General features: G+C 46.0%; 27 protein-coding genes and 2 tRNA genes. All 29 read left to right on the forward strand.

Annotated features, from left to right (window positions below; all coding sequences use genetic code 11):
* Positions 1 to 39: 39 nt before the first annotated feature.
* Positions 40 to 576 (forward strand): stage V sporulation protein T, encoded by a 537-nt coding sequence (gene spoVT / locus ACH32G_RS18465; protein ID WP_016936529.1) that lies wholly within the window; start codon positions 40 to 42, stop codon positions 574 to 576.
* Positions 577 to 737: 161 nt separating this feature from the next.
* Positions 738 to 2,318: a putative polysaccharide biosynthesis protein gene (locus tag ACH32G_RS18470; protein WP_327813712.1), complete on the forward strand. Its 1,581-nt coding sequence runs from the start codon at positions 738 to 740 to the stop codon at positions 2,316 to 2,318.
* Positions 2,308 to 3,783 (forward strand): bifunctional methyltransferase/pyrophosphohydrolase YabN, encoded by a 1,476-nt coding sequence (locus tag ACH32G_RS18475; protein WP_327813711.1) that lies wholly within the window; start codon positions 2,308 to 2,310, stop codon positions 3,781 to 3,783. Before ACH32G_RS18470 ends, ACH32G_RS18475 begins: the two co-directional genes overlap by 11 nt.
* Positions 3,784 to 3,785: 2 nt before the next feature.
* The gene (locus tag ACH32G_RS18480) at positions 3,786 to 4,046 is read left to right on the forward strand and encodes an RNA-binding S4 domain-containing protein (RefSeq protein ID WP_007409934.1); all 261 of its coding nucleotides are present in this window, start codon (positions 3,786 to 3,788) and stop codon (positions 4,044 to 4,046) included.
* A gap of 78 nt (positions 4,047 to 4,124) precedes the next feature.
* Positions 4,125 to 4,427 carry a sporulation protein YabP gene (yabP, locus tag ACH32G_RS18485; RefSeq protein ID WP_004264638.1) on the forward strand — a complete coding sequence of 101 codons (303 nt, stop codon included), beginning with the start codon at positions 4,125 to 4,127 and terminating at the stop codon, positions 4,425 to 4,427.
* Positions 4,424 to 5,059 carry a spore cortex biosynthesis protein YabQ gene (gene yabQ, locus ACH32G_RS18490; protein WP_016936532.1) on the forward strand — a complete coding sequence of 212 codons (636 nt, stop codon included), beginning with the start codon at positions 4,424 to 4,426 and terminating at the stop codon, positions 5,057 to 5,059. The genes yabP and yabQ overlap by 4 nt, the downstream gene beginning before the upstream one ends.
* Before the next feature lie 17 nt (positions 5,060 to 5,076).
* Positions 5,077 to 5,454 (forward strand): cell division protein DivIC, encoded by a 378-nt coding sequence (gene divIC / locus ACH32G_RS18495; protein ID WP_016936533.1) that lies wholly within the window; start codon positions 5,077 to 5,079, stop codon positions 5,452 to 5,454.
* A gap of 80 nt (positions 5,455 to 5,534) precedes the next feature.
* Positions 5,535 to 5,921 carry a S1 domain-containing RNA-binding protein gene (locus ACH32G_RS18500; RefSeq protein ID WP_004264630.1) on the forward strand — a complete coding sequence of 129 codons (387 nt, stop codon included), beginning with the start codon at positions 5,535 to 5,537 and terminating at the stop codon, positions 5,919 to 5,921.
* A 158-nt stretch (positions 5,922 to 6,079) separates the two neighbouring features.
* Positions 6,080 to 6,156, forward strand: a tRNA-Met gene (locus tag ACH32G_RS18505).
* A 9-nt stretch (positions 6,157 to 6,165) separates the two neighbouring features.
* Positions 6,166 to 6,237, forward strand: a tRNA-Glu gene (locus ACH32G_RS18510).
* Between the two features lie 209 nt (positions 6,238 to 6,446).
* Positions 6,447 to 8,936, forward strand: a complete 2,490-nt coding sequence (gene spoIIE / locus ACH32G_RS18515; RefSeq protein WP_366971677.1) for a stage II sporulation protein E — start codon at positions 6,447 to 6,449, stop codon at positions 8,934 to 8,936.
* 67 nt (positions 8,937 to 9,003) lie between these two features.
* A complete protein-coding gene (locus ACH32G_RS18520) occupies positions 9,004 to 9,741 on the forward strand; it encodes a vWA domain-containing protein (RefSeq protein WP_045926512.1) in 738 nt (245 codons plus the stop codon).
* Positions 9,707 to 10,708: a protein kinase domain-containing protein gene (locus ACH32G_RS18525; RefSeq protein ID WP_448814682.1), complete on the forward strand. Its 1,002-nt coding sequence runs from the start codon at positions 9,707 to 9,709 to the stop codon at positions 10,706 to 10,708. The genes ACH32G_RS18520 and ACH32G_RS18525 overlap by 35 nt, the downstream gene beginning before the upstream one ends.
* A 104-nt stretch (positions 10,709 to 10,812) precedes the next feature.
* Positions 10,813 to 12,231, forward strand: a complete 1,419-nt coding sequence (tilS, locus tag ACH32G_RS18530) for a tRNA lysidine(34) synthetase TilS (protein ID WP_045926520.1) — start codon at positions 10,813 to 10,815, stop codon at positions 12,229 to 12,231.
* On the forward strand, positions 12,228 to 12,767 hold the full coding sequence (hpt, locus tag ACH32G_RS18535; RefSeq protein ID WP_004264611.1) for a hypoxanthine phosphoribosyltransferase: 540 nt from the start codon (positions 12,228 to 12,230) through the stop codon (positions 12,765 to 12,767). Before tilS ends, hpt begins: the two co-directional genes overlap by 4 nt.
* A gap of 97 nt (positions 12,768 to 12,864) precedes the next feature.
* Positions 12,865 to 14,784: an ATP-dependent zinc metalloprotease FtsH gene (gene ftsH, locus ACH32G_RS18540; RefSeq protein WP_007615201.1), complete on the forward strand. Its 1,920-nt coding sequence runs from the start codon at positions 12,865 to 12,867 to the stop codon at positions 14,782 to 14,784.
* Between the two features lie 148 nt (positions 14,785 to 14,932).
* Positions 14,933 to 15,709, forward strand: a complete 777-nt coding sequence (locus ACH32G_RS18545) for a type III pantothenate kinase (protein ID WP_016936538.1) — start codon at positions 14,933 to 14,935, stop codon at positions 15,707 to 15,709.
* Positions 15,710 to 15,720: 11 nt separating this feature from the next.
* The gene (gene hslO, locus ACH32G_RS18550; protein WP_016936539.1) at positions 15,721 to 16,596 is read left to right on the forward strand and encodes an Hsp33 family molecular chaperone HslO; all 876 of its coding nucleotides are present in this window, start codon (positions 15,721 to 15,723) and stop codon (positions 16,594 to 16,596) included.
* Positions 16,597 to 16,641: 45 nt separating this feature from the next.
* Complete coding sequence (locus tag ACH32G_RS18555; RefSeq protein WP_188154900.1) at positions 16,642 to 17,532, forward strand: peptidyl-prolyl cis-trans isomerase; 891 nt, start codon at positions 16,642 to 16,644, stop codon at positions 17,530 to 17,532.
* A 75-nt stretch (positions 17,533 to 17,607) separates the two neighbouring features.
* A complete protein-coding gene (cysK, locus tag ACH32G_RS18560; protein ID WP_004264603.1) occupies positions 17,608 to 18,534 on the forward strand; it encodes a cysteine synthase A in 927 nt (308 codons plus the stop codon).
* A gap of 167 nt (positions 18,535 to 18,701) precedes the next feature.
* Complete coding sequence (gene pabB, locus ACH32G_RS18565; RefSeq protein WP_188154899.1) at positions 18,702 to 20,114, forward strand: aminodeoxychorismate synthase, component I; 1,413 nt, start codon at positions 18,702 to 18,704, stop codon at positions 20,112 to 20,114.
* A gap of 15 nt (positions 20,115 to 20,129) precedes the next feature.
* Entirely contained in the window at positions 20,130 to 20,717 is a 588-nt protein-coding gene (gene pabA, locus ACH32G_RS18570) for an aminodeoxychorismate/anthranilate synthase component II (protein WP_016936542.1), read from the forward strand.
* The gene (gene pabC / locus ACH32G_RS18575; protein ID WP_016936543.1) at positions 20,714 to 21,598 is read left to right on the forward strand and encodes an aminodeoxychorismate lyase; all 885 of its coding nucleotides are present in this window, start codon (positions 20,714 to 20,716) and stop codon (positions 21,596 to 21,598) included. The genes pabA and pabC overlap by 4 nt, the downstream gene beginning before the upstream one ends.
* Complete coding sequence (gene folP / locus ACH32G_RS18580; RefSeq protein WP_016936544.1) at positions 21,579 to 22,436, forward strand: dihydropteroate synthase; 858 nt, start codon at positions 21,579 to 21,581, stop codon at positions 22,434 to 22,436. The genes pabC and folP overlap by 20 nt, the downstream gene beginning before the upstream one ends.
* Positions 22,429 to 22,791, forward strand: coding sequence for a dihydroneopterin aldolase (gene folB, locus ACH32G_RS18585; RefSeq protein ID WP_045926517.1), 363 nt, complete (start codon positions 22,429 to 22,431; stop codon positions 22,789 to 22,791). Before folP ends, folB begins: the two co-directional genes overlap by 8 nt.
* Entirely contained in the window at positions 22,788 to 23,291 is a 504-nt protein-coding gene (gene folK / locus ACH32G_RS18590; protein WP_016936546.1) for a 2-amino-4-hydroxy-6-hydroxymethyldihydropteridine diphosphokinase, read from the forward strand. Before folB ends, folK begins: the two co-directional genes overlap by 4 nt.
* On the forward strand, positions 23,243 to 23,470 hold the full coding sequence (locus ACH32G_RS18595) for a helix-turn-helix domain-containing protein (RefSeq protein ID WP_016936547.1): 228 nt from the start codon (positions 23,243 to 23,245) through the stop codon (positions 23,468 to 23,470). The genes folK and ACH32G_RS18595 overlap by 49 nt, the downstream gene beginning before the upstream one ends.
* On the forward strand, positions 23,470 to 24,471 hold the full coding sequence (gene dusB, locus ACH32G_RS18600; RefSeq protein ID WP_016936548.1) for a tRNA dihydrouridine synthase DusB: 1,002 nt from the start codon (positions 23,470 to 23,472) through the stop codon (positions 24,469 to 24,471). Before ACH32G_RS18595 ends, dusB begins: the two co-directional genes overlap by 1 nt.
* A 91-nt stretch (positions 24,472 to 24,562) precedes the next feature.
* The gene (lysS, locus tag ACH32G_RS18605) at positions 24,563 to 26,062 is read left to right on the forward strand and encodes a lysine--tRNA ligase (protein WP_188154897.1); all 1,500 of its coding nucleotides are present in this window, start codon (positions 24,563 to 24,565) and stop codon (positions 26,060 to 26,062) included.
* Positions 26,063 to 26,436: the final 374 nt, after the last annotated feature.

The following is a 26,436-nucleotide window of genomic DNA, read 5'->3' on the forward strand; positions in this document are numbered from 1 at the left end:
CCCTTAAATATCATCACATGAAAGAGAGGCACCAGAGAGATGAAAGCTACAGGTATTGTACGTCGTATTGATGATCTAGGACGGGTCGTCATCCCTAAGGAAATTCGGAGAACACTGCGAATCAGGGAAGGAGACCCGCTTGAAATATTCGTTGACCGCGACGGAGAAGTTATATTAAAAAAATATTCTCCTATCAGTGAGCTTGGCGATTTTGCGAAAGAATATGCGGATGCATTGTATGACAGTCTCGGTCATTCCGTTTTGATTTGCGACCGTGACGTGTATATTGCCGTTTCGGGCAGCTCCAAAAAAGAATTTCTGAATAAATCCATCAGCGATTTGCTTGAAAAAACGATGGACCAGCGCAGCTCGGTGCTGGAAAATGACGTAAAATCCGCACAGCTTGTTAATGACATTGATGAAGACATGAGCTCCTATACAATCGCTCCTATCGTGGCGAATGGCGATCCTATCGGTGCCGTGGTCATTTTTTCTAAAGAACAGGCACTTGGAGAGGTAGAACACAAAGCGGTAGAAACGGCAGCCAGCTTTTTGGCGAGACAAATGGAACAGTAGGTCTTATTACCATTATTGAAATAAGAAACGGGGAAAGAACAGCTCTTAAACAAGTGCTGTTCTTTTTCATATGTGCTCACTATCGGTTCGGCCGTTAGGATTGTGATATAATAAGCTCGTTTTATAGACGTAATTTTCTAGCGGCTGGAAGGAGCTTTTGGATGAACGATTCAGTTGGCGTCAAACGGCAATCGGCATGGAAAGGTGCTTTTGTGCTTGTTGTTGCGGGCATCGTGACAAAGATATTAAGCGCCGTGTACAGAGTTCCTTTTCAGAATATTGTCGGTGACGTCGGATTTTACATTTATCAGCAGGTGTATCCGTTTTTAGGCATCGCGGTCATGCTTTCAACATCCGGATTTCCGGTGATCATCTCAAAATTAATGAACGATTATAGCAATCATAAACAAAAAATAATGAAAATTTCCGCCCTTTATGTCACGGCGGCCGGACTTATACTGTTTGTGCTCATGTATGCCGGCGCGGCGCCGTTGGCCGGTTTTATGGGTGACGCCCGCCTTGAACTGCTGATACGGGTAGCGGCGTTCGCTTTTATACTGTTTCCGTTTACGGCGGTTTTTCGGGGGTATTTCCAGGGCGTGCATGATATGATGCCGTCCGCCTTATCCCAGATCACCGAACAGCTTCTCCGTGTGGCGGTGCTTCTCGGTTTATCTTTCTGGCTTTTGAAAAGCGGCCGTTCATTATATGCGGCAGGTGCGGGGGCAGCCTCGGGATCAATTGCCGGAAGCTTGGCGGCTCTTTGCGTATTGGCCTTATTCTGGTACAAGCAGGAAGACAAGAAGACAGACATCGGACATATCGAAACAGGTATCATTGTAAAAAAGCTGCTGCTTTATTCAGTCACCATCTGTATCAGCAGTGTACTCATGCTTTTGATTCAGCTCGTAGACGCCTTAAACTTATATTCACTGCTGTCAGACGGGACAAAGAGCCATGCTGCGAAACAGCTGAAAGGCATATATGACCGCGGACAGCCGCTCCTTCAGCTGGGAACCGTGTTTGCCGTCAGTATCGCCGCATCTCTTGTTCCTTCCATTTCAAAAGCGGTGCATGGGAACAAGCCGTTTATTATAAAAGAGAAAGCGACCTCTGCCATTAAGCTCTGCCTTGCGGTAGGAATCGGCGCATCGGCCGGACTTTTTTGCATTTTAGAACCGGTGAACATCATGCTTTTCCAAAACAGTGAAGGGACGCAGCCCTTACAAATATTCAGTTTATCTATCTTTTTTGCTTCGATTGCGCTTACGGCAGCCGCGATCCTGCAAGGCGCGGGACATACCGTCTTCCCCGCCGTGTCCGTCTTGGCGGGAGGGGTGCTGAAATGGGTGCTGAATGTTTGGCTGGTCCCGGACTGGGGTATTACAGGAGCGGCGCTGGCGACCGTCTTGGCATTTGCCGCAGTTGCGTGCCTGAATCTGCAGAGAATTTGGTCGAAGGGCTGGCTGACGAATATCGGCGGCATAATTGCCCGTTTGTGCTGGTGCACTCTGCTGATGGCTTCTTTTCTGCTCGTGTATACGAAGCTTTGGCAGTTATTCGTTCCCGTCAGCAGAACCGGAGCAGTATGTGAGAGTCTGTCTGCGTCAGTCATAGGGGGGCTTTTGTTTATTTATTGTATGATGAGAATGAAGATATTTACGGACGAAGAGCTGAGCAGCCTTCCTTTCGGCAATGCTTTAAGCAAATTGAACAAGAGGAGAGAAAAACATGGCAGGTAACATTACGGTCGTCGGCCTCGGCGCCGGTGACATGGATCAGTTGACAGTGGGCGTACATAAGCTGCTGACTCAGGCGAAGCATCTATATATAAGAACGAAAGACCACCCTTTGATTCCGGAATTAGAGCAAGAGGCTGCAGCGGATATCCGGTATTTTGATGATATTTATGAAAAGCACGATCAGTTTGAAGCGGTCTATGAAGAGATCACGGACATTCTGTTTGAAAAAGCGAAGCAAGAGGATGTCGTCTACGCTGTACCCGGCCATCCGTTTGTCGCTGAGAAAACCGTTCAGCTGTTATTTGAACGCCGGGAAGAACAGCAGGTGACGGTTCATACCGCCGGAGGACAAAGCTTTCTGGATGCCACCTTTAATGCATTGCGGATTGATCCGATTGAAGGGTTTCAATTTACAGATGCGCAAACAATGACGCCGGATGAGCTTGAGCTCCGCCATCACCTGATCATTTGCCAGGTTTATGACCAAATGACGGCCTCTGAGGTGAAGCTGACGCTTATGGAGAAATTGCCTGACGATTATGAAGTGGTCATCGTAACGGCAGCCGGAAGCAAGGGAGAAAAGATCACCAAAGTGCCTTTGTTTGAACTTGACCGCAATGTAGAGATAAATAACTTAACAAGTGTGTATGTTCCGCCGATTAAAAAAGAAGAACTCCTTTACCAGGAATTTTCCGCATTCCGAAGAATTATTCGTGAGCTTCGCGGGCCGAACGGCTGTCCGTGGGATCAAAAGCAGACACACCAGTCATTAAAGAAATATATGATTGAGGAATGCTACGAATTGCTTGAGGCCATTGACGAAGAGGACACGGATCACATGATAGAAGAGCTCGGGGATGTCATGCTTCAGGTTATGCTTCATGCCCAGATCGGAGAAGACGAAGGGTATTTCTCAATTGATGATGTCATCAGAGACATCAGCGCCAAGATGGTCAGACGGCACCCGCACGTGTTTAAGGATGTTAAGGTTCAGGATGAACATGATGTCGTCGCCAACTGGGAAGAAATCAAAAAGGCGGAAAAGCAAACAACATCCTCTTCATTGCTGGATGCCGTGCCAAAAACACTGCCTTCTCTTGCAAAAGCGGCCAAGCTTCAGAAAAAAGCCGCAAAAACCGGCTTTGACTGGGATGACGTTCAGGATATATGGGAGAAAGTAAATGAAGAGCTGAAGGAATTTTCTGCGGAGGCTTCCGCCGAATCAGCAGATGAAATCAGCTTAAAAGCTGAATTCGGCGATGTTTTATTTGCATTGGTCAATATCGGCCGATACTATAAAATTGAGCCTGAGGAAGCGCTCGCCATGACAAATGACAAATTCCGCAGACGCTTTGCTTATATTGAGAAAGAAGCGGCGGCAAAGGGACTTGAATTGACCGCAATGTCACTTGAGGAAATGGACAAATTGTGGGATGAAGCAAAAGAAATGGAGAGGAGATTCTAAATATGAGACTTGATAAGTTTTTAAAAGTATCCAGATTAATTAAGCGCCGCACTTTGGCGAAAGAGGTCGCCGACCAGGGGAGAATCACCGTTAACGGGAATCAGGCGAAAGCCAGCTCAGACGTAAAAGCCGGCGATGAACTGACGGTTCGCTTCGGCCAAAAGCTTGTCACGGTAAAGGTAAACGAATTGAAAGAAACAACCAAAAAAGAAGAAGCCGCGGGCATGTATACAATCGTCAAAGAAGAAAAACTCGGCGAATAGGCTTGTTCTAAACAAAGCTCCCGCCTCATACAATGCAGTAATAATGCTAAAAGTATCGAGGATATGGGGGCTGAATAGATGAATTCATATTATGAGCAAAAAGGTTCTTCTTCTGTTCCGGAACAGCATGATGTGACGATGAAAGGGAGAAAGCATTTAGACATTTCGGGCGTCAAGCATGTAGAAAGTTTTGACAACGAAGAGTTTTTGCTGGAAACGGTTATGGGAATGCTTTCCGTCAGAGGCGAGAACCTGCAGATGAAAAACCTTGATGTGGAAAAAGGGATTGTATCTATAAAGGGCAGGGTGTTTGACCTTGTATATTTAGACGAGCAGCAAGGGGATAAAGCTAAAGGGTTTTTTAGCAAGTTGTTTAAATGACGCTGACGACCCAATTTTATACGATGCTGGCAATGACCGGTATGGGCGCCTGGCTCGGAGCGTCGCTTGATACATACAGGCTGTTTGTCAGCCGCGCCAAAACGGCCAGATGGCTGTTATTCATTCATGACCTTCTTTTTTGGATTGTACAAGGTCTGCTGTTTTTCTATGTGCTGCTCAACGTGAATGAAGGTGAACTCAGGATATACATTTTCTTGGCTGTCTTACTGGGAATTGCGACGTACCAAAGCCTGTTTAAACGAATGTATATAAAAATACTGAAATTCGCCATCCATCTTGCGGTATCTCTTTACCAATTCGCAAAAAAGCTCATTCAGCATGTGCTGTTCCGTCCGGTGGTTCTGCTTTTTAAGCTGCTCATCGGACTGATCACGTTTATTTCTTTATACTCCTATCGGGTGAGCGCCTTTTTTGTGAAGTGTCTTTTTAAGATCGTAACGTTTTTGCTGCATCCGCTGTTCTTCCTGTTGAAACAATTATTGAAACTTCTTCCTGAAAAGTGGCGTCTTACTTTCAAACGATATTTTCAAAAAAGTGCAGGATTTTTACAAAAGAGCAAGAAACTAATCATAACAATCAGATCGACCATGATACGTATTTTGAAAAGATGAAAGGAGGACCGTCTGGTTTGAATCTATCTAGAGAACGTACAATAACTGAAATTCAAAACGACTATAAAGAGCAGGTTGAACGGCAATCCCAGCTTATGAAAAGAAGGCGGAAAGGGCTTTTCAGACGGTTGATCGTATTCGGCGCCCTTGTGTTGTTGACGGCTATTGTCTTAGCGGGTTCTCTGTGGTCACAGACCTCTTCCCTTAGCGCAAACGAAGAAAAGAAAGCTCAGCTGGAAAAACAAGTGAAAGAATTGGACGCGAAACAGGCTGATTTAAAAGATGAAATTTCCAAATTAAAGGATGAGGATTACGTCACAGAGCTTGCCAGAAGAGACTTGTTTATGTCAGGAAATGGTGAGATTCTCTTTAATGTAGAAAAGAAGAGCAAGTAGCCTTGTTGACACTTAAAATTTTATTTAGGTATAATTAAACAAACGATCTTTTTATAAGCCTAAGGAGGAGCACTTTTTTTATGTCGATTGAAGTTGGCAGCAAGTTGCAAGGGAAAATAACAGGTATTACAAATTTCGGAGCATTTGTTGAATTGCCTGGAGGCTCAACCGGTCTCGTTCATATCAGTGAGGTAGCCGATAATTATGTGAAAGACATTAACGAGCATTTAAAAGTCGGCGATCAAGTTGAAGTGAAAGTCATCAACGTTGAAAAAGACGGGAAAATTGGTTTATCAATTAAAAAAGCTAAAGACCGTCCGCAAGCCAGACCTAGAAATGATTTCCGTCCGAAAGAATCTTTTGAACAGAAAATGAACAAGTTTCTTAAAGATAGCGAAGACCGCTTATCATCTTTAAAACGAAACACGGAATCAAAACGTGGAGGGCGCGGAGCAAGAAGAGGATAACTTGCTGCTTTCTATAAATACATTGGAGCATCCGTCTATCCCGCGGGTGCTTTTTTTTGTAAACATCCATGTAGTCAGAAAATTAAAACTTCAAAGTTTCTGTTGACGGAATGAAGAAACCTTTGTATTATATAACTTGTGCTTATAAGCACTTATATGGCGGTGTAGCTCAGCTGGCTAGAGCGTACGGTTCATACCCGTGAGGTCGGGGGTTCGATCCCCTCCGCCGCTACCATATATTTTTGGCCCGTTGGTCAAGCGGTTAAGACACCGCCCTTTCACGGCGGTAACACGGGTTCGAATCCCGTACGGGTCATCAAGCAAATCGGCTTCTGTTGCAGAAGCCGATTTTTTCATATTTAGACAACTTTTTGAGAAATGTCGGAGGAAATAAGAAAGGAAAGGGGAACAAGGGAGAAAGCGTCGAAGAGTTCTTTGGAATCGTTACCTTCTTTTGACAAAATCCTATCTGTGCTTTCATTTATAATGACAAGCAACGAATAAAACAGGTGGGGGATGAGAGCAATGGAAAAAGCGGAAAGAAGAGTGAACGGGCCGATGGCGGGACAAGCTCTGGAAAAACTGCAATCGTTTTTTGAAAAGGCTGCAAAGCTTGCGGTTCATCAGGCGCATTCACTTTTTTTCTATAAGGGTTTCATTTATGTCGTGATCGGTTTTCTGCTTGGACGGGCTTTTATATTATCTGAGGTTCTTCCGTTTGCGCTGCCGTTTTTCGGGGCGATGCTTTTGATCAGAAGAGATAAAGCCTTCTATGCTTGTCTGTCATTGCTTGCAGGCGCGTTAACCATTTCGCCGAAACACTCTTTGCTGATTCTCACAGCTTTAGCCGTCTTTACTCTATTTTCAAAAATCGGTACATATATCATGCAGGACCGGGTGAAGATGCTGCCGATCGTAGTATTTTTCTCTATGGCTGCCGCGAGAATCGGTTTTGTATATATTGATAGCGGCGCTTTTACCACTTATGACTATGTGATGGCTGTTGTCGAGGCTGGCTTGGCCTTTATTTTGACGCTGATCTTTTTGCAAAGCCTGCCGATCTTCACGATCAAAAAAGTGAAACAATCATTAAAAATAGAAGAAATCATCTGTTTTATGATCTTGATCGCATCCGTTTTAACCGGTCTTGCAGGCGTTTCGTTTCAGGGAATGCAGGCCGAGCACATACTGGCCCGTTATGTTGTTCTGAGTTTTTCCTTTGTCGGCGGAGCAAGCATCGGCTGTACTGTCGGTGTTGTGACCGGGCTGATTCTCGGGCTTGCGAATATCGGCAATCTCTATCAAATGAGTCTGCTTGCGTTTTCCGGGCTTCTTGGCGGACTGCTGAAGGAAGGCAAGAAAGCCGGCGCCGCAGTCGGATTGGTGATCGGCTCACTGCTGATTTCATTATATGGGGAAGGGTCCGCCGGGTTAATGACCACCCTTTACGAATCTTTGATTGCCGTTGCCTTGTTTTTAATTACGCCCCAGTCAATTACGAAAAAGGTGGCGCGATACATACCGGGCACTGCTGAGCACAGTCAGGAACAGCAGCAGTACGCGAGAAAAATCAGAGATGTCACTGCCCAGAAAGTAGATCAGTTCTCCAATGTGTTTCATGCCTTGTCGGAGAGCTTCGCCACCTTTCATCAGACGTCTTCCGATGAGCAGGCTGAAGAAGGGGAAGTGGATCTCTTTTTAAGCAAAATCACCGAGCATTCCTGCCAATCCTGTTATAAGAAAAGCAAATGCTGGGTTCAAAACTTTGATAAAACATATGATTTAATGAAACAAGTTATGCATGAAACAGAGGAAAAACAGTATGCCTCAAACCGCAGATTAAAAAAGGAGTTTCAGCAGCACTGTTCCAAATCCAGACAGGTGGAAGAGCTGATTGAAGACGAACTTGCCCATCATCACGCCCATCTGACCCTGAAGAGAAAAGTTCAGGACAGCAGAAGGCTTGTTGCCGAGCAGCTGTTGGGGGTTTCTGAGGTCATGGCGGACTTTTCTCGGGAAATAAAACGGGAGAGGGAGCAGCATTTTATTCAGGAAGAACAAATGATAGAGGCGCTTCAGCATTTCGGAATCGAGATTCAGCATGTCGAGATATACAGCTTGGAGCAGGGCAATATTGATATTGAAATGACAATCCCGTTCAGCGGAGGGCACGGCGAGAGTGAGAAAATTATCGCTCCGATGCTGTCTGACATTCTTGAGGAGCAGATACTTGTCAAAAGCGAACAGCACTCGGCTCATCCGAATGGCTACAGCCATGTTGCGTTCGGTTCGACCAAGTCTTACCGGGTATCGACAGGCGCGGCTCACGCGGCAAAAGGAGGGGGCCTTGTCTCCGGCGACAGCTACAGCATGATGGAACTGGGGGCGAGAAAGTATGCGGCCGCGATCAGCGACGGCATGGGCAATGGGGCGAGGGCCCATTATGAGAGCAATGAAACGATTAAACTTCTCGAAAAAATACTCGAATCGGGGATTGATGAAAAAATCGCGATCAAAACGATCAACAGCATTCTGTCTTTACGGACGACAGATGAAATCTACTCAACTCTCGATCTTTCTATCATTGATCTTCAGGATGCAAGCTGTAAATTTTTGAAGGTCGGTTCAACGCCGAGTTTTATCAAACGGGGAGATCAAGTCATGAAAGTGCAGGCCAGCAATCTGCCGATCGGCATCATCAATGAATTTGATGTGGAGGTCGTAAGTGAACAGCTGAAAGCGGGAGATCTGCTCGTCATGATGAGTGACGGTATTTTTGAAGGGCCGAAGCACGTAGAGAACCACGACCTGTGGATGAAACGGAAAATGAAAGGGCTGAAAACCGAAGACCCGCAGGAAATCGCTGATATATTAATGGAAGAGGTCATCAGAACGCGTGCCGGCCAAATCGAAGACGATATGACGGTCGTTGTCGTCCGGATTGACCACAATACGCCGAAATGGGCATCCATACCGGTGCCGGCGGTTTTCCAAAATAATAAGGAGATTTCTTAATCCTTTCGTATAAATCACATTCCTTCTGGCGAAGATGGGACTAATCGTATCACCGGGAGGAATGAATGTGAATAAGGGACATTTAAATCAAGTTCTGCTGATTACAGATGGCTGCTCCAATCATGGTGAAGACCCGATTGCAATGGCGGCTTTCGCCAAGGAGCAGGGGATTACGGTGAATGTTATAGGAATTATGGAAGAAAACGCGATTGACCAAGAGGCAATGAAGGAAGTTGAAGGGATCGCCATGGCCGGAGGCGGCGTCCATCAAGTTGTGTATGCGTCTCAATTGTCTCAAACGGTTCAAATGGTGACAAAAAAAGCAATGACCCAGACACTTCAAGGTGTCGTCAATCAAGAGCTTAAACAAATTTTAGGGAAAAACGTTGAAATGGAAGAACTTTCTCCGGAAAAACGCGGCGAAGTGATGGAAGTGGTTGATGAACTCGGCGAAACGGTTCATCTGCAAGTGCTTGTGCTGGTTGATACGAGTGCGAGTATGGCGCCGAAACTGCCGACGGTGAAAGAAGCGCTGATTGATCTTTCCATCAGTTTAAATTCCCGGGCCGGTCACAATGAATTTGCTATGTGTATATTTCCCGGGAAAAGCCAGGAAGTTGAGCTTGTGCTGAATTGGACGCCGAAGCTTGAATCGCTTTCCGCTCTCTTTGCGAAGCTGTCAACCGGCGGTATCACCCCTACGGGTCCCGCTATCCGGGAAGCGGCGCAGCAGTTTGAAAGAATCCGCTCAAGAAGGAGCATGTTGGCAGATGATGAACGACGCTTTAACGAGTTTGGCATGTAGTCTGGCACCGGGAACGGAAATCCAAGGCAAGTGGAACGGCAAATCCTACAGATTGCTCAAACAGCTTGGCAAAGGGGCTAACGGTATTGTATATCTGGCAGAAGCATCAGGCGGACATGTCGCTTTGAAAATAAGCAGCGACAGCATGTCTGTTACCTCTGAAGTGAATGTCTTAAAATCCTTTTCAAAGGCCCGGTCGCAAACGATGGGGCCTTCTTTTTTTGATGCGGATGATGCCTTTATACCGCAGCTGAATAAAAATGTCTCTTTTTACGTGATGGAGTACATAGAAGGGCCGCTTCTTCCGCAATATATCAGCAGTAAGGGAACGGAGTGGATTCCGGTGCTGATGGTGCAGCTTCTTTCCAGTCTGTCTGTCCTCCATCAGCAAGGATGGGTCTTTGGCGACCTCAAGCCGGAAAACCTCATTGTAACCGGACCTCCGGCTGCCATTCGCTGCATTGATGTAGGGGGAACGACAAAACAGGGGCGCGCGATTAAAGAGTATACGGAGTTTTACGACAGGGGCTATTGGGGGTATGGAACAAGAAAAGCGGAACCATCCTATGACCTGTTTGCTGCAGCTATGATCATGATCCACTGTGTTCAGAAGAAAGAGTGCAAAAAGACAGGACAGCCGAAAGAACAGCTTCGTTCTATTATTGAAGGCCACCCGTTTTTGAATAAGTATAAGAAGGTTCTGTTTTCTGCTTTAAACGGGCAATATCCGTCTGCTGAAGCGATGAAACATGACATCCTGACGGCGGGGCAGAGCGCGGGCGTCAAAAGGGGAACCGCCGCCAAGCCTAAGGCGCAGCAGGCGAAACCGCGGCAGGGCACTGTTTCTCAGACGCGGTATAAACCAAAACAAAAGCCCGCGAAACACAATGGTTTGTTTGAAACAACACTTATTCTAATCAGCGTTCTCGCCCTTTATTTCGCTTACATCGTCTTTTTTCTCATCTAATGCCGGCCGGACGCCGATGTTCATGCTTCTTCTTTGCTTGGAGGGAATGAAAGTGATAGGATATGTATATCTTTAAAAAACCTGCTCATCGTGAGGGGGACATTGTGAAAAGCGTGGAAGATTTTTTCAAAACATATCATCTTCAGGCGGAGGGAGAAACGATTATTGCCGGAGTCTCCGGGGGCCCTGATTCAATGGCGCTTCTCAGCATGCTGAATAAGCACTTCGGGCATTCCTCCGTTATCATTGCGGCGCATGTCGACCATCAGTTCAGAGGATCTGAATCTGAAGAAGATATGAAGTTTGTGCAGTCATATTGTGAGGCGGAACACATCCTTTGCGAAGCGGTACAGATTGATGTTTCCGCATATGCAAGGAAGAATAAGCTGAACAAGCAGGCTGCCGCGCGTGATTGCAGATATCAGTTTTTTAAAGAGCTGATGGCAAAACACCAAGCAAAGTTTTTAGCGCTGGCTCATCATGGCGACGACCAAGTTGAGACAATGCTCATGAGGCTTGCGAAAGGTACGCTTGGGGCGGGGCTTGCGGGAATGCAGCCTGTCCGCGAATTCGCATCCGGCCTGCTGATCAGACCTTTCCTCTATACGGCAAAAGATGAAATTCTTGAATACTGCCGTCAAGAAGGGCTGTCCTACAGAACGGATGAGAGCAACACAAAAGACGATTATACAAGAAACAGATTCAGAAAGACCGTGCTTCCTTTTTTAAAACAAGAATCACCTGACGTTCATAAAATGTTTCAAAAGGTGAGTGAAGCACTGACAGAAGACGAACAATACTTGCAGTCATTAACGAAAGAACGAATGAATAAGGTTATTACAAGCAAGTCTGACACATCAGTTGAAGTCAATTCCTCTCAATTGCTTGCCCTTCCGATACCTTTACAAAGAAGAGGAGTTCAACTAATATTAAACTATCTTTATGAAAACGTTCCATCGTCGTTTTCCGCCCGCCATATCCAGCAGTTTCTTGAATGGGCAGAAAACGGAAGCGCCTCAGGAGTGCTTGATTTTCCGAAAGGGCTGAAGGTGGTCAAATCATATCAGACATGTTTGTTTACATTTGAACAATGGCAATGTGAAAAGATTCCCTTTGAGCTGCAGCTGCAAGGAGCAGAAGGTGAGACTGCTGTTCTGCCCAACGGCTTTATGATAGAGGTGGCCGATCAGGCCGACCCTCATATCAAAAATGGGAATGCTGTTTTTATAACAAGCAGAAACAAGGTGCAATTTCCTTTAACAATCCGGACGAGAAAAATCGGCGACCGGATCAAACTTAAAGGGATGAATGGCTCGAAAAAGGTAAAAGATATATTTATTGATCATAAACTGCCTCTGCGTGATCGGGACGAATGGCCGATTGTAACGGATGCAAGCGGTGAAATTATCTGGCTGCCTGGCTTGAAAAAATCCATCTTTGACAATCTTGTGATTTCAAACAGTGACCGCATTGTATTACAATATAGACAGCATGAAAAGTGTAGGGGGCAAGCATTAACATGAAACAAGATATCGAAAAAGTGCTGATTTCAGAAGATGAGATCCAGCAGAAAGTAAAACAGCTTGGAGAACAATTAACAAGCGAGTACAGCGACACGTTTCCGTTGGCAATCGGTGTGTTAAAGGGAGCGCTCCCTTTTATGGCTGATCTTATAAAGCATATTGATACATATTTGGAAATGGACTTCATGGATGTATCAAGCTACGGAAATTCCACGGTTTCTTCCGGAGAAGTCAAAATCATCAAAGATTTGGATACATCTGTAGAAGGCCGGGACATCTTAATCATTGAAGATATTATCGACAGTGGGTTAACCTTGAGCTATCTCGTAGAACTCTTCCGATATCGTAAAGCGAAATCAATTAAGATTGTTACCCTGTTGGATAAACCAAGCGGAAGAAAAGCGGACATTAAAGCAGACTTCGTAGGCTTTGAAGTTCCTGACGCGTTTGTTGTGGGTTACGGACTTGATTATGCCGAACGCTATCGCAATCTGCCTTACATCGGAGTGTTGAAACCGGCGATTTATGAAAGCTGATCGGCTGCCTGCTTCCGAGATGGTTATCGGTTGTATTGGAATGATTTTCTATGGTACTATTGAACATAGTTGTGCTTACTGTGGGAGGAGGTAAGGAATGAATCGGGTCTTCCGTAATACCATTTTTTATTTACTTATTTTATTAGTAGTAATCGGGGTTGTGAGTTACTTCCAGACTTCAAACCCGAAGACAGAAAATATGTCGTACAGTACGTTTATCAAGAACCTCGATGAAGGGAAAGTTGATAGCGTATCGGTTCAGCCTGTCAGAGGTGTTTATGAGGTAAAAGGACAGCTGAAAAAATACGACAAAGACCAGTACTTTTTAACACATGTTCCTGAAGGAAAAGGAGCAGACCAGATATTTGACGCAATTAAAAAGACGGACGTAAAAGTTGATCCCGCACAGGAAACAAGCGGGTGGGTGACGTTCTTAACGACGATCATTCCGTTTGTCATCATCTTTATTCTGTTTTTCTTCCTGCTCAATCAGGCTCAGGGCGGCGGAAGCCGTGTCATGAACTTCGGAAAGAGCAAAGCGAAGCTGTATACGGAAGAAAAGAAACGCGTGAAGTTTAAAGATGTAGCCGGCGCGGATGAGGAGAAGCAGGAGCTTGTTGAGGTTGTTGAGTTTCTGAAAGATCCCCGCAAATTCGCCGAGCTTGGCGCCAGAATTCCTAAAGGCGTGCTGCTGGTCGGACCTCCGGGAACCGGTAAAACATTGCTTGCGAGAGCCTCAGCCGGTGAAGCTGGCGTTCCTTTCTTCAGCATCAGCGGATCTGACTTCGTTGAAATGTTTGTCGGTGTCGGTGCTTCCCGTGTGCGTGATTTATTCGAAAATGCGAAAAAGAATGCGCCTTGCCTGATCTTCATTGATGAGATCGACGCGGTAGGACGTCAGCGCGGCGCCGGTCTTGGCGGCGGGCATGATGAACGCGAACAGACGCTGAACCAGCTGCTTGTTGAGATGGACGGTTTCAGTGCGAATGAAGGAATCATTATTATCGCTGCGACAAACCGTGCGGACATTCTTGACCCTGCATTGCTCCGTCCGGGACGTTTTGACCGTCAGATTACGGTAGACCGTCCGGATGTCATCGGCCGTGAAGCCGTATTGCAGGTCCATGCGAGAAACAAACCGCTTGATGAGACGGTGAACTTAAAAGCAATCGCTTCAAGAACACCTGGTTTCTCAGGCGCAGATTTAGAAAACCTTCTTAACGAAGCGGCACTTGTTGCTGCCCGTCAAAACAAGAAGAAAATTGATATGCGCGACATTGATGAAGCAACGGACCGTGTCATTGCAGGTCCTGCGAAGAAGAGCCGCGTCATCTCGAAAAAAGAACGCAATATCGTGGCATACCACGAGGGCGGTCACACCGTTATCGGACTTGTGCTGGATGAAGCCGATATGGTTCATAAAGTAACGATTGTTCCGAGGGGGCAGGCAGGCGGATACGCGGTCATGCTTCCGAGAGAAGACCGCTACTTCCAGACAAAACCTGAGCTTCTCGACAAAATTGTCGGTCTTCTGGGCGGACGCGTTGCCGAAGAGATTATTTTCGGCGAAGTCAGCACCGGGGCTCACAATGACTTCCAGCGGGCAACGAGCATTGCCAGAAGAATGGTGACGGAGTTCGGTATGTCAGAAAAACTCGGACCGCTCCAGTTCGGTCAATCTCAAGGCGGTCAAGTATTCCTGGGCCGGGATTTCAACAACGAGCAAAACTACAGTGATCAGATCGCTTACGAAATCGATCAGGAAATTCAGCGCATCATTAAAGAATGTTATGAGCGTGCGAAAACCATCCTGACTGAAAATCGCGATAAGCTTGAATTGATTGCTCAGACATTGCTAGATGTGGAAACATTAGATGCGGAACAAATCAAGCATCTCGTGGATCATGGAAAACTCCCAGAGCGCAATTTCTCAGATGACCATCTTCAAAAAGACGATGTGAAAGTAAACATTCTGTCTAAAACAGAAGACGAAAAGAAAGACGAACCGAAAGAATAGTTCGCTTTCCGATATGAAAACCGCCGGCTTATACCGGCGGTTTTTTTACTGGTTCCGTTTTGTTTACAAAAGAGCTGCAGATCGTGTATGGTATTGTAGAATGTTGAAAAAGTTATGATTAGAAACTATTCAAAAGTGGTGATAGAGGTTGTTACTGGTTATAGATGTGGGGAACACCAACACCGTGATTGGTGTATATCATGATGGTGAATTAGAATATCATTGGCGTGTAGAAACGAGCAGACACAAAACAGAAGACGAATTCGGCATGCTGCTCCGCTCCTTATTTGAACATTCCGGACTCATGTTTGAACAGATCGAAGGAATTATCATCTCATCCGTGGTGCCGCCGATTATGTTCTCTTTAGAAAGAATGTGCACAAAATACTTTCACATCGAGCCGCAGGTTGTCGGCCCGGGGATGAAAACAGGTTTAAATATAAAATATGACAATCCGAAAGAAGTGGGAGCAGACAGGATTGTCAATGCCGTCGCGGCGATTCATCAGTATGGCGGCCCCTTAATTGTCGTTGACTTCGGAACGGCGACGACGTATTGCTACATTGATGAAAACAAACAATATATGGGCGGCGCGATAGCTCCCGGCATTACGATTTCAACGGAAGCGCTGTACTCGCGCGCGGCCAAGCTTCCGAGAATTGAAATCGCCCGACCGGACAATATCATCGGCAAAAACACGGTAAGCGCCATGCAGTCCGGCATCCTTTTCGGCTATGTCGGACAAGTTGAAGGCATTGTCAAGCGGATGAAATGGCAGGCCAAACAAGAACCGAAAGTCATTGCGACAGGCGGTCTTGCCTCATTAATCGCAAATGAATCAGACTGTATTGATGTTGTTGACCCGTTTCTTACTTTAAAAGGGCTGGAAATCATTTATGAGCGAAATCGCGTGGGTCACGTATAGGAGGTTAAACGATGGATTATTTAATTAAAGCAATTGCATATGACGGTAAAGTTCGGGCTTATGCAGCCAGAACGACTGATATGGTAAATGAAGCGCAAAGAAGGCATGACACATGGCCGACGGCATCAGCCGCAATCGGCCGGACGATGACAGCGTCTCTGATGCTCGGAGCGATGATGAAGGGTGAAGATAAGCTGACCGTCAAAATAGAAGGCGGCGGGCCGATCGGCGCCATCATCGCAGATGCGAATGCAAAGGGCGAAGTCAGAGCATACGTAACAAATCCGCACGTTCACTTTGACCTCAATGAACAGGGGAAACTGGATGTGAGACGGGCGGTAGGAACGGATGGAACACTTAGTGTCGTAAAAGATTTAGGCTTGCGTGATTATTTTACGGGACAAGTAGAAATTGTCTCAGGTGAACTCGGTGACGACTTCACATACTACCTTGTTTCTTCTGAACAAGTCCCTTCATCCGTCGGTGTAGGAGTGCTTGTGAACCCTGATAACACGATTCTCGCTGCCGGCGGATTCATTATTCAGCTTCTTCCGGGGACTGATGAAGAAACCATTTCAACAATTGAAAAGCAATTATCTCAAATTGAACCGATTTCAAAATTGATTCAAAAAGGCCTGACACCGGAAGAAATTTTAGAAGAAGTACTGGGCCAGAAACCGGACGTACTTGAGAATATGCCGGTCAAATTTCACTGTTCTTGTTCTAAAGATCGTTTCGAAGCAGCCATTTTAGGACTAGGCAAAAAAGAAATACAAGATATGATAGAAGAAGACGGAAAAGCCGAAGCGGTTTGCCATTTTTGTAATGAGAAATATTTATTTACAAAAGAAGAACTGGAAGAGCTTCGTGACGAAACAACCCGCTAGCTCTTTAGCGGGTTGTTCTATTTTAAAAAAGGGATGGGGTAGATTTTGAAACCGAGAACACTTTTGACGATTATTGTAGCGGCGCTGTTAGTATGCAGCGCGGCAATCGCGTATCATTTAACAAAATCCCAAGCTGCAGGGTCATCTGAAGAATTCATCGCGACAATCGGTGATAAACATATCACGCGGCAGGACTGGATGAAAAAGATGGAAGACCAATACGGAAAATCAACCTTGGAAGACATGATTAATACACAAGTAGTGGAAGAGCTTGCGAAAAAGAATAAACTCACAGTTTCAAACAGCGAATTGGAACGTGAATTTCTTTTAATCAAAGCGGTGAATAATTCATTTTATGAAGACGATCATATTACGGAAAACGAATGGAAAGACCAGATCCGCTACAACATTCTTCTTGAGGAACTGCTGACGAAGGACATCGATATATCGGATAAGGAAATGCAATCATTTTATAATAAAAATAAAGAACTGTATCAATTCGATGATTCTTACAGAATCCGGCACATCGTCGTCAAAAGCAAAGAAGAAGCGGACAGGGTGCTTGCTGATTTGAAAGGCGGTTCCAGCTTTGAAGCCGTCGCCGCAGAGCGTTCCACTGACAGATACACGTCTCAGTATGGCGGAGACCTCGGCTTTGTCACGGAAAACCAGGAGAATATCCCGCAGGCATATATCACAGAAGCCAAAAATCTCAAAGAAAATGAATGGTCCGCTGAACCGATTAAAGTTTCTTCAGGATACGCCGTCATTCAGCTGAAAGAAAAGCTTAAGGCGAGAACTTTCTCATATAATGAAGTGAAGAGCCAAATCAGACGTCAGATCGCGATGGATCAATTAGGTGATAAGGCGACAGTCAAAACGCTGTGGAAAGAGGCGGGAGTCTCTTGGTTCTACGGGGAAAAAAGAACTAAATGATTGACAAAAAATTTTGAAATTGATAACTTATATTTATAATACCAATAAATTTAGTCGGAAATTGAGGTGTCCAACATGGTGCGTATTGCAAATTCTATTACTGAACTAATCGGAAATACTCCTATTGTGAAATTGAATCGCCTGACGGATGAAAACAGCGCAGATGTATATCTGAAGCTTGAATACATGAATCCGGGCAGCAGCGTAAAAGACCGTATCGGAGCAGCGATGATTGAAGCGGCTGAAAAAGAAGGCAAATTAAAAGCCGGCGACACAATCATTGAACCGACAAGCGGAAATACAGGAATCGGTCTTGCGATGGTGGCAGCGGCAAAAGGTCTCAGAGCCATTCTCGTTATGCCTGATACGATGAGCATGGAGCGACGCAATCTGCTGCGCGCATACGGAGCAGAGCTTGTGCTGACTCCCGGCGCAGAAGGAATGAAGGGCGCCATTAAAAAGGCGGAGGAGCTTGCAGAGGAACACGGCTATTTTGTGCCTCAGCAATTCAACAATGCGGCAAACCCGGAAATTCACCGCCAAACGACTGGGAAAGAAATTGTCGAACAGTTTGGAGACGACCAGCTTGATGCGTTCGTGGCCGGTATCGGGACGGGCGGAACCATCACGGGAGCGGGTGAAGTGCTGAAAGAAGCATATCCATCCATCAAAATCTATGCGGTAGAGCCGGCGGATTCTCCAGTTCTTTCTGGCGGAAAACCGGGTCCGCATAAAATTCAGGGTATCGGAGCGGGTTTTGTCCCTGAAACATTGAATACGGACATCTATGATCAGATCATTCCCGTGAAAAATGAGGATGCATTTGAATATGCCCGTAAAACGGCAAAAGAAGAAGGGATTCTCGGCGGTATTTCTTCCGGAGCGGCCATTTACGCGGCGCTGGAAATCGCGAAAAAACTGGGTAAAGGCAAGAAAGTGCTTGCGATCATCCCTAGTAATGGAGAACGTTACTTAAGCACCCCGCTTTATCAGTTTGAATAGAGACATACACACGGCTCCCGGCTGTATCCGGGAGTTTTTTTGTGCCTGAAGCATCGAAAATCCAAAAAACGTTTCGAATTTTATGGTTGGAAGAGAAATTCACTTTTTTCACCAGTATGATTGCTTTAAAATAAAACTACAGAAAAACGAAGCAGAGGATTGATACGATGGCACAACGCAGACCGGCAGGAAGAAAGATACCTTTTACGAAGCAAGCATTTTTACAGCAATATGAAAACCTTTCGAAATCGAGAAAACGGCATGTTCTGCTCGAAAGCGCGAGAGGAGGAAGATTCAGTATAGCCGGTCTAGATCCGATTGCGTCCGTCAGAGGGAAAGACGGAATCACAACGATCAAGCATGAAGGGGAAACGCTGTTTAAAGAAGGTGACCCGCTGCGGGCTTTTCATGATTGGTTTGAGACGCTTGGGACGCAAACCAATTATGAGTTCCCGGATTTTCAAGGCGGCGCGATTGGATTTATCAGTTACGACTATGCCCGATACATTGAGAATTTTAAAATGCTGTCTTTAGATGATTTGGAAACACCTGATATATACTTTCTCGTTTTTGATGATGTGGCCGTTTTCGACCATGAGGCTGAGGCGTTATGGCTCATTACCCATACCGAAGCGGAAGAAGCGGAGCTTGCGGAAGCAAAGCTGTCCGGATTAGAGGATATGTGGCGCTCCCGTCAAACGCGGGACGAGCCTTTTTCTCCGCTGAGCCGGGAAGGAGACGGATCGTATGCCGCTCCGTTCACTGAAGAAGGATTTTCACAGGCCGTAGAACAAATTAAGCAATATATCGCGAGCGGCGATGTGTTTCAGGTTAATCTGTCCATCAGGCAATCCCAATCCTTATCCGTTCACCCGTATGAGGTGTATAAACATTTGAGAAACGTCAACCCGTCTCCTTACATGGCTTATCTTGAGACACCGGGTTTTCAAGTGATATGCGGGTCGCCGGAGCTATTGGTGACGAAAAAGGGGAAGAAGCTTGAAACAAGACCGATCGCGGGTACGCGTTCAAGAGGAAAAGACGATGCAGAAGACAAGGCGCTGGCTGATGAATTAATTCACAACGAGAAAGAACGTGCGGAACACGTCATGCTTGTTGATCTGGAGCGCAATGATCTCGGTCGCGTATCGCGCTACGGCTCCGTGCGGGTTAACGAGTTTATGGCGATCGAAAAATATTCGCACGTCATGCATATCGTGTCAAATGTACAGGGGGAGCTGCAGGACGGATATGACGCGACAGACATTATTCATGCGGTTTTCCCGGGTGGCACCATCACCGGAGCACCCAAAGTGAGAACGATGGAAATTATAGAAGAGCTTGAGCCGACAAGACGGGGGCTTTATACTGGATCTATAGGCTGGTTCGGATTCAACGGAGATTTGCAATTTAACATTGTGATCCGGACGATCTATGCAGCCGGCGGACATGCTTTTATGCAGTCCGGAGCAGGAGTGGTCATTGACTCGGTTCCGAAGCACGAATACAAGGAATCGTTCAAAAAAGCTTTTGCCATGAAAAAGGCGTTAGAGCTGAGCGAAGAAGAGACAAAAAATTAGATGAGGTGAGCAGAGATGATTTTAATGATTGACAATTATGATTCATTTACGTACAACTTGGTTCAATATTTGGGTGAGCTGGGGGAGGAACTGATCGTCAGACGGAATGACGGGATTACGATTGAAGAGATAGAAGAGCTGGCGCCGGATTTCTTGATGATTTCACCTGGGCCGTGCAGTCCGGATGAAGCGGGGATCAGCCTTGAGGCCATCAAACATTTTGCCGGCAGCATTCCTATTTTCGGCGTATGTCTCGGACATCAGTCGATCGCACAAGTGTTCGGAGGAGATGTCGTCAGAGCGGAGCGGCTCATGCACGGCAAAACGTCAGACATTATGCATGACGGACAGACGATTTTTAAAGGCCTGCAAAATCCGTTGGTCGCCACCCGGTACCACTCGCTTATTGTTAAAGCGGACACATTGCCGGACTGCTTTACGGTATCCGCTCAAACCAAAGAAGGAGAAATTATGGCAATCCGCCATAATGAGCTGCCTGTTGAAGGTGTTCAGTTCCATCCGGAATCCATCATGACCTCCTTCGGCAAAGAGATGCTCAGAAACTTTATTGAGACACACCGTAAGAAGGAAGTGACGGTGTGATTATATATTTGAATGGTCAATATATAGAGGAGAAAGAAGCGGCGCTTTCTCCTTTTGACCATGGTTATCTGTACGGGATCGGCGCGTTTGAGACGTTCAGGCTTTATAACGGCCGGCCGTTTTTGTCGGATGCGCATGTCGCCAGGCTCAACAGGGCGCTTCGGGATTTGCAGATTGCGTACGAGGTGAATAAACAGGAGCTGCTTGATATGCTTGCAAGCCTGTTGCTCCTCAATGACATCAAAGACGGCAGCGCGCGTGTCCGGCTTAACGTCTCGGCAGGCGTCAGTGATAAAGGATTTACCGCCCAGACTTATGAAAAGCCGACCGTCCTTTGTTTCGTCAGCCGGCTTAATCCGGAAGCTTTGCCTCTTGAAAAAGAAGGCAAACTTCTCTCTGTCCGGAGAAATACGCCTGAAGGATCTTTTCGGTTAAAGTCCCATCACTATTTAAACAATATGTATGCTAAACAAGAAATCGGCAATGATCCGAATCTTGAAGGGATTTTCCTGACCCGAGAAGGAGATGTCGCGGAAGGCATTGTCTCCAATGTGTTTTGGCGAAAAGGAGACAAGGTCTTTACGCCATCCTTGGATACAGGCATTCTCGACGGGGTAACGAGACAGTTTGTCATTGATGAATTGAAACGGCAGGGGACAGAGGTTGCCGAAGGCCGATTCCGTTTTCAATCAATGCTTGAAGCGGATGAAGCGTGGATGACAAACTCCGTGCTTGAAATTATCCCGTTTTTTAAAATAGAGGAAGTGCCGCTGCCCGGAGTGAGCGGAAAAACGGTGCAATTGCTCCGTAAGCAGTATCAGCAGGAAATAAACAAAATGAATGTAAAGGAGGAGGAACAAAATGGCGCAGCAAACGATTGAACAGCCTAAACTGATTCATACAAAAAAAGGCGCTTTATCCTATAAGGAGAAGACACTCGTTATGGGAATTTTAAATGTAACGCCAGACTCCTTCTCTGACGGCGGAAAATACGACAGTACGGAAAGAGCGCTTCTGCATGCGGCGAAGATGGCTGAAGAAGGGGCGCATATCATAGATATCGGCGGCGAATCGACAAGGCCCGGCGCATCACTCGTGTCGGCTGATGAAGAACTGTCACGTGTAATCCCCGCTATAGAACGGATCACAAGCGAACTGGACGTTCCGATTTCAATTGATACGTACAAAGCGTCCGTGGCAGACGAAGCGGTGAAAGCGGGCGCCTCTATCATCAATGATATCTGGGGGGCGAAAGGTGACCCTGACATGGCGCCGGTAGCAGCCAAACACGGAGTTCCGATTATCTTAATGCATAATCGAAAAGAAAGAAATTATAACGATCTTATTCCTGATATGCTTGCAGACTTAATGGAAAGCGTAAAAATTGCCGCGGACGCCGGCGTTTCAGATGAAAATATGATTCTGGATCCGGGGATCGGCTTTGCGAAAAACTATGAGGACAATCTGGCTGTCATGAACAAGCTGGAAGTGTTCAGCGGGTTAGGTTATCCGCTGCTCCTGGCGACATCAAGAAAAAGATTCATCGGCCATGTGCTTGACCTCCCTCCTGAGGAACGTGCCGAGGGGACAGGGGCGACAGTATGCCTTGGCGTTCAGAAAGGCTGCGACATTGTGAGGGTGCATGATGTCAAAGAGATCGCAAGAATGACTAAGATGATGGATGCTATGTTGAACAAAGGAGGCGCGCATTATGGATAAAGTATATGTAGAAGGTATGGAGTTTTACGGATATCACGGTGTGTTCGAAGAAGAAAACAAACTCGGCCAGCGTTTCAAAGTAGACCTGACTGCCGAACTGGACTTGAGCAAAGCGGGACAAACGGATGACCTTTCTTACACGATTAACTATGCGGAGCTGTACAGTGTCTGCCGCGGCATCGTTGAGGGCGAACCCGTCAATTTGGTCGAGACGCTTGCGGAGCGGATCGCAGACACCGTTCTTAAGAAATTTGAGCCGGTGCGGCAATGTACGGTAAAGGTTGTTAAGCCTGATCCGCCGATTCCCGGCCATTATAAATCAGTAGCCATAGAAATGACGAGAACGAAATCATGAACAACACGGCATATATCGGTCTCGGCTCCAACATGGGCGACCGTGAACGTTACTTGCGGCGGGCAGTGGCCATGCTCAGCCGGCATGATGGCGTGACGGTGTCGAAAGTGTCCTCCATATATGAAACAGATCCCGTGGGTTATGAAGATCAAGATCAGTTTCTCAATATGGCCGTTGAAGTGAAGACGTCATTGACTCCTTTCGAACTTCTTGACGTGACGCAAAGCATTGAAGCTGAATTAGGCAGAACGAGAGAAATCCGCTGGGGGCCGCGAACGGCAGACCTTGACATTTTGCTGTATAATCGTGAAAATATTGAAACAGAGCGGCTGGTTGTTCCGCATCCGAGAATGTACGAGCGCTTATTTGTCCTTGCGCCGTTAAAAGAAATTTGTCCGCATGCGGATCATATCACGATAAGCGATGAAACAAACCAAGAAGGTGTAAGCGTATGGAAGCAGAAATCTGGGGTAGACGAATTCGTGCATTCAGAAAGCTGAAGGGGTATACTCAAGAAGGGTTTGCAAAAGCGATAGGTATTTCAGTTTCCATTCTCGGCGAGATTGAACGCGGAAACCGTTTGCCGTCAGCTTCGATCATTCGTGACGCTGCTGATGCTTTAAATATAAGCGCGGAGGAATTGGCTCCGCCTGAAAATGCAGGAAAGGAGGACGAATAGTGTTTAAAATCGGTGATATTGAATTAAAAAACAGAGTGGTTCTTGCTCCGATGGCCGGAGTCTGCAACGCCGCATTCCGTCTTACCGTTAAAGAATTCGGAGCGGGACTCGTATGTGCGGAAATGGTCAGTGACAAAGCCATTCTGTACAACAACGCGAAAACAATGGGAATGCTCTACATCGAGGAGAGAGAAAAACCTCTCAGCCTGCAGATTTTCGGAGGGAAGAAAGAAACCCTTGTAGAAGCGGCTAAGTTTGTCGATCAAAATACGACGGCTGATATTATTGATATTAACATGGGATGCCCTGTGCCGAAGATTACAAAATGCGACGCGGGAGCAAAATGGCTTCTCGATCCGAATAAAATTTATGAAATGGTATCCGCAGTAGTAGATGCTGTTGATAAGCCCGTCACAGTGAAGATGAGAATGGGCTGGGATGAAGATCACATTTATGCCGTGAAAAACGCCCAGGCTGTTGAACGCGCCGGCGGAAAAGCTGTTGCGATGCACGGACGCACAAGAGTGCAAATGTATGAAGGCACTGCGAACTGGGATATCATTAAAGAAGTAAAGCAATCCGTCTCTATTCCTGTCATCGGAAACGGCGATGTCAAAACGCCTCAGGACGCGAAACGCATGCTCGAGGAAACCGGTGTTGACGGAGTCATGATCGGCCGTGCCGCACTCGGCAATCCGTGGATGATTTACCGTACAGTTCAGTACCTTGAAACCGGTGAGTTAAAAGACGAACCGAAAGTCCGTGAAAAAATGTCAGTATGCAAACTGCACCTTGACCGCCTGATTAACTTAAAAGGTGAAAAGGTAGCGGTAAGAGAAATGAGAAAGCACGCTGCATGGTATTTGAAAGGCGTAAAAGGCAATGCGAATGTTCGCAATGAAATCAATCAATGTGAGACAAGAGAAGAGTTTGTACAGCTTTTAGATGCATTTACGGTTGAAGTTGAGACGAAAGAGCTTCAAAACGCAAAAGTAGGATAATACTCACCTCTATTTGCTGCTCACTGCTAGTTTTGTGCTGGCAGTTTTTCTGCTTTTTTCATGAAACAATATCTGTAATGGAGTGATAACAATGAGTCAAGAAGAGCAAAATCATGAGGAATTGAACGACCAGCTGCAAGTCAGACGCGATAAAATGAACCAGCTGAGAGAAAACGGCATTGATCCTTTCGGCGAACGCTTCGAGAGAACACATCAATCTCAGCAGATCATTGACGCCTACCAAGAGCTTTCTAAAGAAGAACTGGAAGAAAAAGCGATTGAAGTTACCATTGCAGGCCGTATGATGACAAAGCGCGGAAAAGGAAAAGCCGGCTTTGCCCATCTGCAGGACTTAGAGGGTCAAATTCAAATTTACGTAAGAAAAGACAGTGTCGGCGAAGAACAATATGAAATCTTTAAATCCTCAGACCTCGGAGACGTTATCGGCATCACCGGGAAAGTTTTCAAAACAAACGTAGGTGAGCTGTCTGTCAAAGCGACATCTTTTGAATTGCTGACAAAAGCACTGCGTCCTCTTCCTGATAAATATCATGGATTAAAAGATGTTGAACAGCGTTACCGTCAGCGCTATCTTGACCTGATCGTAAACCCTGACAGCAAACAAACGTTTATCACACGCAGCAAAATCATCCAAGCGATGAGAAGATACTTAGATGACCATGGATACTTAGAAGTCGAAACACCTACAATGCACAGCATACCGGGAGGGGCATCTGCGCGCCCGTTCATCACGCATCATAATGCGCTGGATATGCCTCTTTATATGCGTATTGCGATTGAGCTTCATCTGAAACGCCTGATTGTCGGCGGGCTGGAAAAAGTCTACGAAATCGGACGCGTGTTCCGTAATGAAGGTGTTTCTACACGCCACAACCCTGAATTCACGATGATCGAACTGTATGAAGCGTACGCTGATTATAAGGACATTATGAGCCTGACGGAAAACCTCGTTGCACATATTGCGCAGGAAGTGCTGGGAAGCACCACAATCCAGTACGGTGAAGAGCAGATTGATCTGAAACCTGAATGGAAACGACTCCATATGGTAGATGCGGTCAAAGAAGCTACAGGCGTAGATTTCTGGAATGAGATGACTGTTGAAGAAGCGCGCGGCCATGCAAAAGAACATGGTATCGAGATCGCAAACTCAATGACCGTGGGCCATATCATCAATGAATTCTTCGAACAAAAAATTGAAGAAACACTCATTCAGCCTACATTTATTTACGGCCACCCTGTAGAGATTTCGCCTCTTGCTAAGAAAAATCCTGAGGATCCGCGCTTTACAGACCGTTTTGAGTTGTTTATCGTCGGCCGTGAGCATGCTAACGCATTTACGGAGCTGAATGACCCTATCGACCAAAGAGAACGTTTTGAAGCGCAATTAAAAGAAAGAGAAGAAGGAAACGATGAAGCGCATATGATGGATGAAGACTTCGTTGAAGCTCTTGAGTACGGCATGCCGCCGACCGGAGGATTAGGTATCGGCATCGACCGCCTTGTCATGCTGTTAACAAATGCTCCGTCTATCAGAGACGTTTTATTATTCCCTCAAATGAGACATCGCTAATAAAAGGGAAGGCGCCGTTTCTGCATATCGCAGCACGGCGCTTTTTTAGAAACAAGCCGTTCATAAAGCTTTTTTGATTTTCTTTTAAAAAACTATTGCACTATTATTTGTGAGGTGGTATATTATTATTCGTTGCCGCTAAACAAGGCGCTGACGAAAAAAAGAAATTTAAAAAGTTATTGACTTCAAGAGATTGATAAGATATAATAATAAAGTCGCTTGAATGAAAGACAAAATGATCTTTGAAAACTAAACAAGACAAAACGTACCTGTTAATTCAAAGTTTTAAATAAATCGCACAGCGATGTGCGTAGTCAGTCAAACTACTTTATCGGAGAGTTTGATCCTGGCTCAGGACGAACGCTGGCGGCGTG

The sequence above is a fragment of the Bacillus sp. CIS52 genome (assembly GCF_053545315.1).